The following is a 13,318-nucleotide window of genomic DNA, read 5'->3' on the forward strand; positions in this document are numbered from 1 at the left end:
CGTTAAGCCGTTCTGAATCCATGCGTAATTGGATACCGACGATCGCGACCGAAGTTCCGCACGCCAAGCTTTACCCCCGGCGGCGCCTGCCGGCGCTTGTATTCGGCGACATTGAGCAGGCGTTCGACCCGCGCCACGGTGGCCCGATCGAAGCCTTCGGCAACGATCTGGTCGACGCTCTTTTCGTGTTCGACGAGGCCGGTCAGGATCGCATCGAGCACGGGGTAATCGGGCAGGCTGTCCGAATCCTTCTGGTCCGGACGCAGTTCCGCGCTCGGCGGCTTGGTGATGATCCGTTCGGGCATGACCGGCCCATCGGGGCCCAACCCGATCTTCGGGCGCGCCGTGTTGCGCCACTTCGAAATCGCGAAGACGGTGGTCTTGTAGGCGTCCTTCAGCGGGTTGTAGCCGCCGTTCATGTCGCCATAGATCGTGGCGTAGCCGACGCTCATCTCGCTCTTGTTGCCGGTGGTCACCAGCATGGGCCCGAACTTGTTCGACAGCGCCATCAGCGTGGTGCCCCGAATGCGCGACTGCAGGTTTTCCTCCGTCAGGTCGGGCTTGCGGCCTTCGAACACGGGGGCGAGCATGTCGGCAAAGGCATCGACGGCGGGCATGATCGGCACGGTATCCAGCCGCACGCCCAGCATCTGCGCGCAGCCAGCCGCGTCATCGAGGCTTTCCTGGCTGGTGTAACGGCTGGGCATCATCACGCACCACACCCGCTCCGCCCCCAGCGCATCGACCGCAATCGCCGCGCAGATCGCCGAATCGATCCCCCCCGAAAGACCCAGCACCACGCCGGGGAAGCGGTTGCGGTTGACGTAATCGCGCAAGGCGGTGACCATCGCGCAGTAGATGTCTTCGGGATGTTCGGCGAGTTCGTGGACTTCGCCCGCTTCGCACCGCCAGCGGTGCCCGCTGCCGACAGCAACCTTGTTCCACACGGTGTCTACCACCGCTTCTTCCCAGTCGGGCATCTGTACCCACAGGGCGCCTTCGGGCCCTACGACGAAGCTGGCGCCATCGAACGCGATCTCGTCCTGTCCGCCCACGCGGTTGAGGTAGATCAGCGGGATGCCGGTATCGATCGCCCGGCGCTTGGCCACGCCGTCGATGCGCAGCACGTCCTTGTCGATCTCGTACGGGCTGCCGTTGACGCAGATGAAGATCTCGGCGCCGAGTTCGGCCAGGTGGCGACACACGTCGGGGTGCCAGATGTCCTCGCATATCGGCAGGCCCAGCATCGCGCCCTTGAACAGCACGGGTTCGGGCAGGGGGCCGGGCAGGAAATGGCGCTTTTCATCGAACGTGCCGTAGTTTGGCAGTTCGTACTTGAAGCGCGTTGCGGCGATCTTGCCGCCCTCCAGAAGGGCAACGCCATTGTGCAGCGCGCCGTCGCGCACGAACACGCTGCCCACCAGCATCGCCGGGCCGCCATCTGCGGTGACCGTGGCCAGCTTTTCAAGCTCGGCCGCCGCGCGCTGGATCAGGGCAGGCTTCTGGATCAGGTCTTCGGGCGGGTAGCCGATCAGCTGCATTTCCGGGAACACGATCAGGTCGGCATGGCGCGCCTTTTCCCGCACGGCGAGCATCGCGGCGGCGTTCGCCGCAAGATCGCCCACCGACTGGTTGAGCTGGGCAAGGGTGATCGTCAGTTTTTCGGCCATGGCTCGGTTCCTAGGGGGCAATGGCGGGCGGGCGCAAGAGTTGCGGGTAATCCGCCGTGAATCGTTGCAAAGCTGTCATCATGGGCTAAGGGCGCGCGAATAGGGATCAGCCAAGGATTCGAGGGAAGCCCATGAAGATCATGTCCGGCAACGGCAACCTGCCGCTCGCGCGCGCCGTCGCGGCCTATCTCGAGCTCCCGCTGACCGACGCGGCGGTGCGCCGCTTCGCCGACGAGGAAGTGTTCGTCGAGATCCACGAGAACGTCCGCGGCGAGGACGTGTTCGTGATCCAGTCGACCAGCTATCCGGCCAACGACAACCTGATGGAACTGCTGATCTGCATCGATGCGCTGCGCCGCGCTTCGGCCAAGCGGATCACGGCGGTGGTGCCCTACTTCGGCTATGCCCGTCAGGACCGCAAGCCCGGCCCGCGCACGCCGATCTCTGCCAAGCTGGTTGCCAACCTGATCACCACGGCGGGCGCCGACCGCGTGCTGGCGGTCGATCTCCACGCCGGGCAGATCCAGGGCTTCTTCGACATCCCGACCGACAACCTGTTCGCAGCGCCGGTCATGGCCGCGGACATCCAGACGCGGTACGGCGGCCAGGACCTGATGGTCGTTTCGCCGGACGTCGGCGGTGTGGTGCGCGCCCGCGCGCTGGCCAAGCGGCTCGACAACGCGCCGCTGGCGATCGTCGACAAGCGCCGCGACAAGCCGGGCCAGTCCGAAGTGATGAACATCATCGGCGACGTGAAGGGCCGGATGTGCATCCTGATCGACGACATCATCGATTCGGGCGGCACCCTGTGCAACGCCGCGCAGGCACTGCTCGATGCGGGTGCGGCGGGCGTTGCCGCCTATATCACCCACGGCGTGCTTTCGGGCGCGGCGGTTTCGCGCGTCGGCAATTCGGCGCTGAAGGAACTGGTGATCACCGATACCATCCTTGCCACCGATGCAACGCGCGATTGTGACCGCATCCGCGTGCTGACGATCGCCCCGCTGATCGGCGAGGCGATTCGCCGTATTGCCGATGAAAGCTCGGTCTCCAGCCTGTTCGATTGAGGCTGTTGCAGGGGTACCTCGGACCCCCAAGTTGACAAAGTTGACAGACTACAAAGGGGAAATGTCAACTTCGCCGGTACCGGCTGCAAGGCAAGCGTGCGCCGCGTGAGGTGGTGCGTCAAGCATCTGCGATCGCTGGATTTATTTTCGCACATGCCGCGGGCAAAGCGCGGCAGGGGCAGTGTAGGACAGCCACCCGCCGATCAGCTTATCATTGCATATGCAACAAAGCGCCTATGCGCTCTATTGCCAGGGGCGGATGCCGCCCGGCGCGATGCGTTCAATCGTTTCGAGCCGCCGCGCCTGACGCGTTTCGAGGGCGAGCGTCATCAGCGGCTGGGGGCGCGCCATGAACTGGCGCGGGCTCATCCCGAACAGCGCGGAGAAATCGCGGATCAGGTGGCTCTGATCGTAATAGCGCAGGACCAAGGAATCGGCTTCGGCCTGGTCGGCCACGCCGCGAAGATGGCTCGCCATGTCGAGCGCGCGGGCCCGGCGAAGGACCTGCTTGGGCGGAATGCCGAAATCGCGCCGGACGATCCGTTCCAGCCGCCGCTGGTCGACGCCCATGTCGGCAGCGAGCGCCGCGACAGTGGCGGTCGGATCGTCGAAGGCGGCTGCTTCGAACCGGGTGGAAACCGGGTCGGGCTCAGCCGGCTTGCGGTTGAGGATCACCGCGCGCAGTTCCTGCTCCATGGCAAGGACGATCTTTTCCGGGTTCGACACGCCGCTGACCAGGTCCAGCCACCGCTGTGACGAGAATCCCAGTTGGTCGATCTCGATCAAGCGGTCGAGGTGGCTGGCGATCTGACCCAGGCCAAGCGTGGTCAGGCATCCCGGGCGGAAAGCGACACCGACGCTGGTGAAGCTGCCCGTCACTCCGATCGGCATGCGCCGGGTGTTGGGGCCGAAGAACAGGGCCGAACGACCCAGTTCGCGCGTTCCGTCCAGGGTCTGGGCCGTCCACGTGCCGCGAAGCTGGACACGCAGGAAACCGGTGTCGCAGAAAAGTCCGCATTCGAGCCGATAATCTTCCGGCGCATGCACATCAGTGACGTACAGCCGCGCGATCCATGGCGCCAGATCCGGCGTCGGCGCGCGGTTATAGGACAGCGGTTGCCCATCACGCGTCGCGTGCCCGCTCGGCGCCAGCGTGCGGTCGAAGGCAGGCTGAGCCTGTTCGGTCATGATGCTCCCCGTTTTCGTTACCATGCCGACTTGATAGCCAGCGTGGCCGTCGCGACCCGTGACCTGCGTCACGCCATGACAATTTTGCCCATAATCATGAAATGACCTGTCCTCCAAGCACCAGAATGGAGGTATTTCGTTGCGAAGCATCGCGCGGGGTTGACCGTCCCCGGAGGCTGTGTCCATGCCGGGTGCCATGAACCTCGACGACGATATCGCTCTCGCCCTGCGCCTCGCCGACGCGGCCGGCGATGCAATTCGCCCATATTTCCGCAGCGTAACGGCAGAACGCAAGGGAGACGCAACGCCGGTGACGCTGGCGGACCGTGCCGCCGAGGAAGCGATGCGCCGCATCCTGACCGCCGAACGTGCGCAGGACACAGTGATCGGCGAGGAATTCGGTGCAACCGCCGGCAAGTCGAATCGCAGCTGGGTACTCGACCCGATCGACGGCACCGCAGGGTTCCTGGCCGGCCGCGCGCTGTTCGGCACGCTGATCGCGCTGGTCGTCGAAGGCTTTCCCGTGCTCGGCGTGCTCGACCAGCCGATCAGCGGCGAACGCTGGGTGGGCGCTATGGGCCGCCCGACCACGCTCAACGGCAAGGAAGTGCGCGCCCGCGCCTGCCGCCAGTTGTCGGATGCCACGCTGGCGACGACCGGGCCGCACTATTTCGACGATCACCAGGGCGAGCACTTCATGGCGCTGGCCGCCAAGACCGACCACAAGCGCATGGTGATGGGTGGCGACTGCTACAACTATGCGATGCTGGCGACGGGGCAGATCGACCTTGTCTGCGAAGCCAACCTCAAGCTGCACGACTGGGCAGCGCTGGTGCCCATCGTCGAAGGCGCGGGCGGGGTGATGGCCGACTGGAACGGCGATCCGCTGCACGCAGGATCTGACGGCCATGTCCTTGCGCTGGGCGATCCGGCGCGGCTGGAGGACGTGGTCGAGGCGCTTGCCTGCGGGCATTGACCGGCGTGCGCGGGCGGGTGTTCTTCTTCTATGGCACGCTGACCCACGAACACGACAATCCGACAAGCGCGGCGGCGATGCGGCTGCTGGAGCCGATCGGGCACGGGGCGGTGCGCGGCGAGCTGCACGTGGTGGCCCACGGCGCCGGCTGGTATCCGGTGCTCACGCCGCGTCGCCAGGGCGGGTGGGTGCAAGGCTGGCTCTACAGCCCGCGCCAAGGCTTCGACCGGCGGATGCTGACTCGGCTTGACCGGTACGAGGAGGCGGACCGGCGCTGGCCGGAATATCGCCGCAAGCGCGTGAACGTACGGATCGGCGTGCGCCGCGTCCTGGCCGAAGCCTATATCCATGCGCGGCCACTGCATCCGGGCCTGAGGCGGGTGCCGTCGGGTGACTTTTCGGCCTTTGTTGCGCGGTGCGGGGCAAAAAGCTTCGCTTCGGGCACCGGGAAGGGGGCTCGGCGTTGAAGCGGCCATGACCCGCTCGAGCGCTTCTTCCGATCCCCGCCGCGTCATTGTCGTTACCGGAGCCGCCTCCGGCATAGGGCGGGGGACCATGCTTCATTTTGCCGCGCGGGGCTGGCGCGTCGTCGGGCTGGACCTCGATGGCGAGGGGCTGGCCGAGCTTGCGGCGATGCTGCCGCGCAGCGATGCGCTGACGGTGCTTTGCGATGTCGGCCGCGAATCGCAGGTGCGGCGGGCCTTTGCCCGGATTGCTGCGTGGACCGACGGGATTGACTGCCTGGTCAACAATGCCGGTATCGCCGATCCATACTGCGGGCCGCTCGACAAGCTGGCGCTGGCCGACTGGCAGCGCTGGATCGATGCGAGCCTGACCGCCGCATTCCTGTGCAGCCGCGAGGCGCTGGGATTGCTCCGCGCGCGGGACGGCGCCTCGATCGTTCACGTCGCCTCCACCAGGGCGTTGCAGTCGGAGCCAGAGAGCTTCGCCTATGCCGCGGCCAAGGGCGGCCTGTGTTCGCTCACCCACGCGATGGCGGTCAGCCTTGGGCCGGAACTGCGGGTAAACGCGGTGTTGCCGGGCTGGATCGAGACCGGGCCATGGCAGAGCGGCGACCGCCGTCGCGAGCCCGCGCAAAGCGAGCAGGACAAGGCGCAGCACCCGGTCGGCCGCGTCGGCGAGGTGCGCGACATCGCCGAAACGATCGCCTGGCTGGCCGATGCCGGCTTCGTCACCGGGCAGCAGATCGTCGTTGACGGGGGCATGACGCGCAAGATGATCTACGCGCAGTAACGTCCGCGCTTGCAGGCGGGCGGTTGCGCGTGCAACCTGTTGGACAAGGGTACAACAGGGGTTTGCCATGAAGAACAAGGTGATGATGGCGTCGGTTGCTGCGCTGCTGCTCGCGGGCACGGCGATGGGGGCGCAGGCGCGAACGGTGGTGGTGCGCGCGGGCCACATGATCGACGTCGTGGCGGGCAAGCGCGTCGACGATGCGCAGGTCGTCGTTACCGATGGCCGCATCACTGCCGTCGGGAAGCGTGGCGATGCCGTGCCGCAGGGCGCCGAGGTGATCGACCTTGGCGGGCGCACGCTGCTGCCGGGCCTGATCGACATGCACGTCCACCTGACCGGCGATCCGCGTTATTCCGGCTATCGCGGGCTGGAATACACGGATGCGTTCTGGACCGTGGTGGGCGTGGCGAACGCGAAGAAGACGCTGGATGCCGGGTTCACCACGGTGCGCAACGTCGGTGCCGGCAATTACGATGACGTCGCGCTGAAGCAGGCGATTGCCGAAGGGTACATCACCGGCCCGCGCATCGTACCGGCGACCTATGCGCTGGGCGCGACTGGCGGGCACTGCGATTCGACCGAGTTTCCGCCCTCGATCCACGCCGATGCCCCGGGCGTGGCCGATTCTCCCGATGCGTTCCGTGCGCTGGTGCGCAAGGTGCGCAAGTACGGTGCCGAAGTGATCAAGGTCTGCGCGACGGGTGGCGTGTTTTCGAAGACCGATTCGGTCGGGGCGCAGCAGATGAACGATGCCGAGCTGAAGGCGGTGGTGGACGAAGCGCACATGCTGGGCATGCGCGTGGCGGCGCACGCGCACGGCACGGCCGGCATCAATGCGGCGCTGCGAGCAGGCGTCGACACGATCGAGCATGCCAGCCTCGCCGATGCGGAAAGCTTCCGCCTGGCCAAGGAAAAGGGCGCGGCGCTCGACATGGATATCTACAACGACGACTACATCCTGGCCGAAGGCGAGAAGAATGGCGTCTTTGCCGAGAGCCTGGAAAAGGAGCGGATGATCGGGCGCAAGCAGCGTGAGACGTTCCGCGCCGCCCATGCCGCGGGCGTGACGCTGCTGTTCGGCACCGATGGCGGCGTCTATCCCAACGGCAACAACGCGCTGCAGTTCGCCAAGATGGTCGAATGGGGGATGACCCCGATCGAGGCGATCCGCGCAGCGACGCTCACGGCCGCGAAGTTCCTCGACAAGACGGGCGATGTCGGCGCGATCGAGGCAGGCCGCTACGGCGACCTGATCGCGGTCGACGGCGATCCGCTGGCCGATGTGCGGGCGCTGGAGAAAGTAAGCTTCGTGATGAAGGGCGGCGAGGTGGCCAAGGCCGCCCCGCCGCGCTGAAGGCTGCGGCCCTAGAACTCCGACCAGTCGTCCGCGCCGGATGCGGCCGGGGCGAAGCCGCCGTTGGCAACGCGCAGGGGGGCAGCCTCGGCCACGCGCACCGGCGTCGGCTCGTAGGCGGGGGCCGGCATAGCCTTGGCCGATGTGGTCGGGCCGGGGAAGGCGGCAAGGTTCGCGCCTTGCTGGCCAAGGTGGAAGCGCGCGACCTTGTCGAGCAGTTCGGCTGACTGGGTAGCCAGGCTGCGCGCGGCGGCAGTCGATTCCTCGCTCATCGCCGCGTTCTGGTGGGTCATCTTGCCCATCTCGTTGATTGCGGCGTTGACCTGGATCAGGCCGGCCGACTGCGTTTCCGAAGCTTCGGCGATGCGGGTCATCAAGCCGCTGACGCGGTGGATCTGTTCGACAATGCGGGCGAGCGCGCTGCCCGTTTCGGAGACCAGCGAGACGCCGTTGGCCACTTCGCGCGAGGCCTGGCTGATGCGGGTCTTGATCTCGCTCGCCGCTTCCGCCGATCGCTGGGCAAGCGCGCGCACTTCGGTGGCGACGACGGCAAAGCCCTTGCCCGCTTCGCCTGCGCGCGCGGCTTCGACGCCGGCGTTGAGCGCGAGCAGGTTGGTCTGGAACGCAATGCCGTCGATCAGGCCGATGATCTGTTCGATTTCGCGGCTGGTGCCTTCGATCGCGTCCATCGCGGCGATGGCGCGACGCACCACGTCCTCTGACGCGGTTGCTTCGCCGGTTGCGCCGCTGACGGCCTGGTTGGCTTCGCGCGCGGCATTGGCGCTGTCGGACACGGTGCGCGTTACCTCGGCAAGCGCGGCAGCCGATTCCTCAAGGCTGGCGGCCTGTTCCTCGGTGCGAGATGACAGGTCCTGGGATGCGTGGCGGATCTCGCCCGCGCCGCGGTCGACACCGTGCGAGACCGTGGCGATTTCGGCCATCGTCTGCGACATGGTCGTGACCGCGCCATTGTAATCGGCCTTTAGCGAGGCGAACACGCCGGGCAACTCGGCCTCGATGCGGTGGGAAAGATTACCGCGCGACAGTTCGGACAGGGCTGCGCCGATACTGCGGACGATGAGCTGGGCCTGGTCGTCCTTGGCACGCTCGGCCGCAACGAGCAGGTCTCGCAGGGCGAGCGTCGCGCGCGAAAGATCGCCCACTTCATCGCGCCGGTTGGTGGCGCGGGCAATCACGTCGGTGCGCCCTTCGGCGAGCAGCGAGATCGTTTCGGTCACTTCAACCAGCGGATTTGCGATCTGGCGCGTCAGGAGGACCAACAGCACGCCGGCCACGCCGAAAGCGATGACCGTGACACCGACCACGATCAATCGCACGGTCCATGCCGCGGACGCCGCGTCGGCTGCCAAGTCGGACATCAGCTTGGCCTGCGTGTTCTGCATGCTTGCTGCGGCATCGTTTAGCCGATTGAAATCGGCTTCAGAGGCTTTGAAGCTGTCGAAAGCTTCTTGGTTGCGGTTCTGTGCGGAGAGCGCGATGCGGGCATCCGATTTGACATAGTAGGCATCGCGCAAGGGGATGAACGCTTCGAGCGCAGCCTTCGTCTGCGGCTTGTTCAAGCGCGGTCTCAGCCAGTCGACCTTGGCGTCGATGATCGAGCGCAACGCGCGAATCTTCGCGGCCGCAGCGTTGATTTCGTCCGGCGTGACAGACAGGATATGCCCGGCTTCGGCGCCGCGCATGTCAGAGACTGCTGTGTTGATGTCAGCTGCGGCCTCCAGCTTTTCGCGCCGCGCTACGCCAAGGTCCTGCGTGATACTGGAAAGATAGCCGACCGCAAAGAAGCCGGTCGCGCCAATGATCAGAAGGGTTGCGATAAAGGCGCTGATAGCCAGCATCAGCTTGCGGGAAATGGGCAGGTCGGTCATCGCTACGGTCCGCGTCGTTGAACACGATGCGGCTAACGATGCCGGGTTAGGACTCCGGACGGCGCGCCATCGGGAAAAATACAGTGGCCGCGCGGCGATTGCGTCAGTCTTCGGCCGGCTTGCTGTTCAGCTGGATGTAGTTTTCGATTCCCATGCGAGCGATCATGTCGAACTGCTTTTCGAGCGTGTCGACGTGATCTTCCTCGCTTTCGAGGATGTCCTGCAGCAGATCGCGGGTCACGTAGTCGCGCACGCTTTCGCAATGGGCGATGCCGTCCCTGAGCAGAGGGATCGCGTCCATTTCCAGCGCCAGGTCGGCCTTCAGGATCTCTTCCACGCTTTCGCCCACGCGCAGCCGGCCGAGCGCCTGGAAATTGGGCAGGCCGTCCAGGAACAGGATCCGATCGGCCAGCTTGTCGGCGTGCTTCATCTCGTCGATCGATTCGTGGCGTTCGAATTCGGCGAGTTTCTTGACGCCCCAGTTGTCGAGCAGGCGGTAATGCAGCCAGTACTGGTTGATCGCGGTCAGCTCGTTGAGCAGCGCCTTGTTGAGATATTCGATGACCTTGGCATCGCCCTTCATGGCGCTTCTCCCGGAAAATGGCTGGCAGGACGGGAATGGTGCCCGCACCGGGCCGTGTGGGCAAGCGCCAAGCGAGGCTGCGCCGGGTTAAAAGGTTAAGCCGCCACGCAGGCGCGTTCGTCGGCGATCACGTCCTCTGCATCGTCAAGGCACTGGCGGCACTGCGGCTGGCAGCCGAGCCGGCCGTAAAGCGCCTCTGCATCTCCGCCATGGCAGCGAGCGGTGGCGCGCAGATCCTTTTCGCGAATCGCATTGCAGATGCAGATGAACATCGGGCCCGAATCTCCGAAGCTGACCTGCTCCTTGTAATGAGAGGCGTTCGCATTAGCAAGGCTTGTTGCGAATGGTTTGCGAGAAGTTGCCCGGACGGTCGGTACGCGCGCTTGGTTGCAATCGCGGCAGTCGCGCGCTACATCGCCGCCAGCATCAAGAGTTGGGGAAGACGCCCCGACGCCAACCTGCCTTCTCCGGGCAAGGTGGCGCCTCCTCGCACGGAGGGATGTGGCCGGTCCGGCAACCAAGCGGAGCCCAGGCTGCATTTCCGTGCGACGCGCCCGTCAGCGTCCGTCCCTGCCGTTGCAGAGGAAGTTGCCCGTGCCGATCCGCATTGCCGATAGCCTGCCCGCCCGCCGCACGCTCGAAGCCGAGGGCGTGATCGTGATGGGCGAGACCGAGGCCGCGCGGCAGGATATCCGACCGATCCGCATCGCGCTGCTGAACCTGATGCCCGACAAGATCACCACCGAAACGCAGATCGCCCGGGTGCTGGGGGCAACGCCGCTGCAGGTGGAGCTGGAGCTGCTGCGCATCTCCGACCACGTGAGCAAGAACACGTCGGCCGGGCACCTGGCTGAATTCTATCGCCCGTGGTGCGAGGTGAAGGGGGAAAAGTTCGACGGGCTGATCGTGACCGGCGCGCCGGTTGAAACGATGCCGTTCGAGGACGTCACCTACTGGGACGAGCTGCGGCGGATCTTCGACTGGAGCCAGGACAACGTCCACCGCACGCTGTCGGTGTGCTGGGGCGCGATGGCGGCGCTGCACCACTTCCACGGGGTGGAAAAGCACAACCTGTCCGGCAAGGCCTCGGGCGTGTTCCGCCACCACAATCGCGCGCCCGCCAGTCCGTGGATGCGCGGGCTTCCCGATGTGTTCGACGTGCCGGTTTCACGCTGGAGCGAGATGCGCCGGGAGGACCTGCCCGAAGGGCGCGGGCTTCAGGTCCTGGCAGAAAGCGAGGAGACCGGGCTGTGCCTGATCGACGATCCGGCGCACAACGCCCTGCACATGTTCAACCATCTGGAATACGATACGCTGACGCTGGCGGGCGAATACGCGCGCGACGAGGGTGGCTATCTGCCGCAGCACTATTTCCCGAGCGACGATCCCAAGGCGCACCCGGTCAACACCTGGCGTGGAAACGGCCACATCCTGTTCGGCAACTGGATCAACGAGACGTATCAGACCACGCCGTTCGAGCTGGGAGATATCGGGAAGAGGTGAGCGCGCGCCGGGTAGCGCTTGCCTTTCTGGCCCGCTTCCCCTAACGGCCCCGCTTCCGCAGCGCGGATTCGAGGACTCGCCTGGCCAACTAGGGCTGCCATGGCGGGTCTGCCGCGCTTTCAGTCAAGGAGACGAAAATGCCCAAGCTCAAGACCAAGAGCGGTGTGAAGAAGCGCTTCAAGATCACCGCATCGGGCAAGGTGAAGCACGGCGTTGCCGGCAAGCGCCACCGCCTGATCAGCCACAACGCCAAGTACATCCGCCAGAACCGCGGCACTGAAGTGATCTCCGACGCCGATGCGAAGGTAATCAAGAAGTGGGCGCCCTACGGGCTGAACTGAGGAGCGCTGACTTATGAGCCGTATCAAGCGTGGTGTTACCACCCGTGCCAAGCACAAGCGGATTCTGGATCAGGCGAAGGGCTATCGCGGCCGTCGCAAGAATACCATCCGCGTCGCCCGTCAGGCCGTCGAAAAGGCCGGCCAGTACGCCTATCGCGACCGCAAGGTTAAGAAGCGCACGTTCCGCGCCCTGTGGATCCAGCGCATCAACGCCGCTGTCCGCGCCGAAGGCCTGACCTATTCGCAGTTCATCCACGGCGTGAAGCTCGCCGGGATCGAACTCGATCGCAAGGCGATGGCCGACCTCGCGATGAACGAAGGTGGCGTGTTCACCGCCGTCATCGCGCAGGCGAAGGCTGCTCTTCCGGCGTAATTGCTGGTCGAAGCCAACCGGATCGGGGCGCCACCTGCAAGGGTTGGCGCCCTTTTTCGTATGCGCGGCGCGAGGCGGGCGCTCGATCCTCATCTCGGTGTTTCTTTTGAAACCGGATTGGGTCTATGCCGTGTGCCAACAGGGCATGACAGGGGATCGCACAAGTGTCCGGGGGCATTGTTGTCCGGGTTCGGTTTCATCCGCCGCCAGCGGAGCTGCGACCGTACTTCACCAGCTTCTACCTGACCGAGATCGACGTGCCCGAAGGCGCCAGCGCCTTCGACTGGCTCCATCCGGAATGGGCCAACCTGCGCATGTTCCAAGGGAGCTATCCCGATAGCGACATCGGCGGCGGCGCACCGCTGGGCGGGGTGCAGGCGACCTTTACCGGACCCACCAGCACCACGGTGCGCTTTTCCGTCGGCACCACGCGGATCTGGGGGATCGGCTTCCTGCCGCTGGGCTGGGCGCGGTTCGTCGATGCCCCGGCGCACGTCTATGCCGATCGGCTGATGGACCCGCGGAAAGAGCGGATCTTTGCCGCCTTTCGTCCGCTGATCGAGGGCCTGTTCGGGGAAACGGCGGACGAAGCGGGCGAACTTGAACGGATCGGCGCGCACTTCGCCGCCCGCCTGCCGGTCGAACTGCCGGACGAGGAGCGGATCGTCGCCTGCCATGCCGCGCTGCTCGATCCCGACCTTGCGACCGTGGCCGACTTTGCCGAAGCGGCGCGGCTACCGGCGCACACGCTGGAGCGTCTTTGCCGGCGGCACTTCGGGTTTCCGCCGCGCCTGCTGCTGCGCCGCCAGCGCTTCATGCGCAGCCTGGCGCAATACATGCTCGACCCCAGCCTGAAATGGATCGGCGCGATCGACGGGCACTATCACGACCAGGCCCAGTTCGTGCGCGACTTCCACCGCTTCATGGGCATGAGCCCGAGCCAGTATGTCGCCGCGCCCCACCCAGTGCTGTCGGGCGTGATGCGCGCGCGGCTCGAGGCGGCGGGTGCTGCGGTGCAGGCGCTGCACCACCCGCTGCTCAAGCATCCGGCAGATAGGTAGGGGCGGGCAGGTAGCGGGGTTGGATTCGCTGCGGTTTGGCGCTAGCGCGCGAGCCA

The 13,318-nt window shown here is 65.8% G+C and carries 14 protein-coding genes and 1 riboswitch; of the genes, 9 read left to right on the forward strand and 5 right to left on the reverse strand.

Annotation, left to right across the window (positions count from 1 at the left end; all coding sequences use genetic code 11):
- Nucleotides 1-2: 2 nt before the first annotated feature.
- A complete protein-coding gene (locus AACH40_RS02000; RefSeq protein ID WP_338643984.1) occupies nucleotides 3-1,670 on the reverse strand; it encodes an NAD+ synthase in 1,668 nt (555 codons plus the stop codon).
- Nucleotides 1,671-1,801: 131 nt separating this feature from the next.
- Between AACH40_RS02000 and AACH40_RS02005 the strand changes: the two genes are divergently transcribed.
- Nucleotides 1,802-2,737, forward strand: a complete 936-nt coding sequence (locus AACH40_RS02005; protein ID WP_169494476.1) for a ribose-phosphate pyrophosphokinase — start codon at nucleotides 1,802-1,804, stop codon at nucleotides 2,735-2,737.
- Between the two features lie 243 nt (nucleotides 2,738-2,980).
- Here AACH40_RS02005 and AACH40_RS02010 read toward each other — a convergent pair whose 3' ends face one another.
- Nucleotides 2,981-3,925: a helix-turn-helix domain-containing protein gene (locus AACH40_RS02010; RefSeq protein WP_169494477.1), complete on the reverse strand. Its 945-nt coding sequence runs from the start codon at nucleotides 3,923-3,925 to the stop codon at nucleotides 2,981-2,983.
- Nucleotides 3,926-4,121: 196 nt separating this feature from the next.
- On the opposite strand from AACH40_RS02010, the gene AACH40_RS02015 reads away from it, so the two are divergent.
- From AACH40_RS02015 to AACH40_RS02030, 4 genes are all read left to right on the forward strand, one after another.
- Nucleotides 4,122-4,901 carry an inositol monophosphatase family protein gene (locus tag AACH40_RS02015; protein ID WP_338643985.1) on the forward strand — a complete coding sequence of 260 codons (780 nt, stop codon included), beginning with the start codon at nucleotides 4,122-4,124 and terminating at the stop codon, nucleotides 4,899-4,901.
- A gap of 5 nt (nucleotides 4,902-4,906) precedes the next feature.
- Nucleotides 4,907-5,368: a gamma-glutamylcyclotransferase family protein gene (locus AACH40_RS02020; protein WP_338646230.1), complete on the forward strand. Its 462-nt coding sequence runs from the start codon at nucleotides 4,907-4,909 to the stop codon at nucleotides 5,366-5,368.
- Between the two features lie 88 nt (nucleotides 5,369-5,456).
- Nucleotides 5,457-6,155 (forward strand): SDR family oxidoreductase, encoded by a 699-nt coding sequence (locus AACH40_RS02025; RefSeq protein WP_338643986.1) that lies wholly within the window; start codon nucleotides 5,457-5,459, stop codon nucleotides 6,153-6,155.
- 67 nt (nucleotides 6,156-6,222) lie between these two features.
- A complete protein-coding gene (locus tag AACH40_RS02030) occupies nucleotides 6,223-7,512 on the forward strand; it encodes an amidohydrolase family protein (RefSeq protein WP_422394872.1) in 1,290 nt (429 codons plus the stop codon).
- Between the two features lie 11 nt (nucleotides 7,513-7,523).
- Here AACH40_RS02030 and AACH40_RS02035 read toward each other — a convergent pair whose 3' ends face one another.
- The 3 genes from AACH40_RS02035 to AACH40_RS02045 form a co-directional block, all read right to left on the reverse strand.
- On the reverse strand, nucleotides 7,524-9,401 hold the full coding sequence (locus AACH40_RS02035; protein ID WP_169494481.1) for a methyl-accepting chemotaxis protein: 1,878 nt from the start codon (nucleotides 9,399-9,401) through the stop codon (nucleotides 7,524-7,526).
- A gap of 103 nt (nucleotides 9,402-9,504) precedes the next feature.
- Complete coding sequence (gene bfr / locus AACH40_RS02040) at nucleotides 9,505-9,984, reverse strand: bacterioferritin (RefSeq protein ID WP_169494482.1); 480 nt, start codon at nucleotides 9,982-9,984, stop codon at nucleotides 9,505-9,507.
- Nucleotides 9,985-10,079: 95 nt separating this feature from the next.
- A complete protein-coding gene (locus AACH40_RS02045; protein ID WP_169494483.1) occupies nucleotides 10,080-10,256 on the reverse strand; it encodes a (2Fe-2S)-binding protein in 177 nt (58 codons plus the stop codon).
- Nucleotides 10,257-10,402: 146 nt separating this feature from the next.
- A riboswitch (SAM-I-IV-variant riboswitch) is annotated at nucleotides 10,403-10,515 on the forward strand.
- 63 nt (nucleotides 10,516-10,578) lie between these two features.
- Here AACH40_RS02045 and AACH40_RS02050 point away from each other — a divergent pair.
- From AACH40_RS02050 to AACH40_RS02065, 4 genes are all read left to right on the forward strand, one after another.
- The gene (locus AACH40_RS02050) at nucleotides 10,579-11,487 is read left to right on the forward strand and encodes a homoserine O-succinyltransferase (RefSeq protein ID WP_338643987.1); all 909 of its coding nucleotides are present in this window, start codon (nucleotides 10,579-10,581) and stop codon (nucleotides 11,485-11,487) included.
- Nucleotides 11,488-11,624: 137 nt separating this feature from the next.
- Nucleotides 11,625-11,828 (forward strand): 50S ribosomal protein L35, encoded by a 204-nt coding sequence (rpmI, locus tag AACH40_RS02055; RefSeq protein WP_124810521.1) that lies wholly within the window; start codon nucleotides 11,625-11,627, stop codon nucleotides 11,826-11,828.
- Nucleotides 11,829-11,841: 13 nt separating this feature from the next.
- Nucleotides 11,842-12,201, forward strand: a complete 360-nt coding sequence (gene rplT, locus AACH40_RS02060; RefSeq protein WP_169494485.1) for a 50S ribosomal protein L20 — start codon at nucleotides 11,842-11,844, stop codon at nucleotides 12,199-12,201.
- Nucleotides 12,202-12,365: 164 nt separating this feature from the next.
- Nucleotides 12,366-13,262, forward strand: a complete 897-nt coding sequence (locus AACH40_RS02065; protein WP_338643988.1) for a helix-turn-helix domain-containing protein — start codon at nucleotides 12,366-12,368, stop codon at nucleotides 13,260-13,262.
- The last annotated feature ends 56 nt before the right edge of the window (nucleotides 13,263-13,318 follow it).

The sequence above is a fragment of the Novosphingobium olei genome, from assembly GCF_037076535.1.
In the GTDB taxonomy this organism is placed as follows: domain Bacteria; phylum Pseudomonadota; class Alphaproteobacteria; order Sphingomonadales; family Sphingomonadaceae; genus Novosphingobium; species Novosphingobium olei.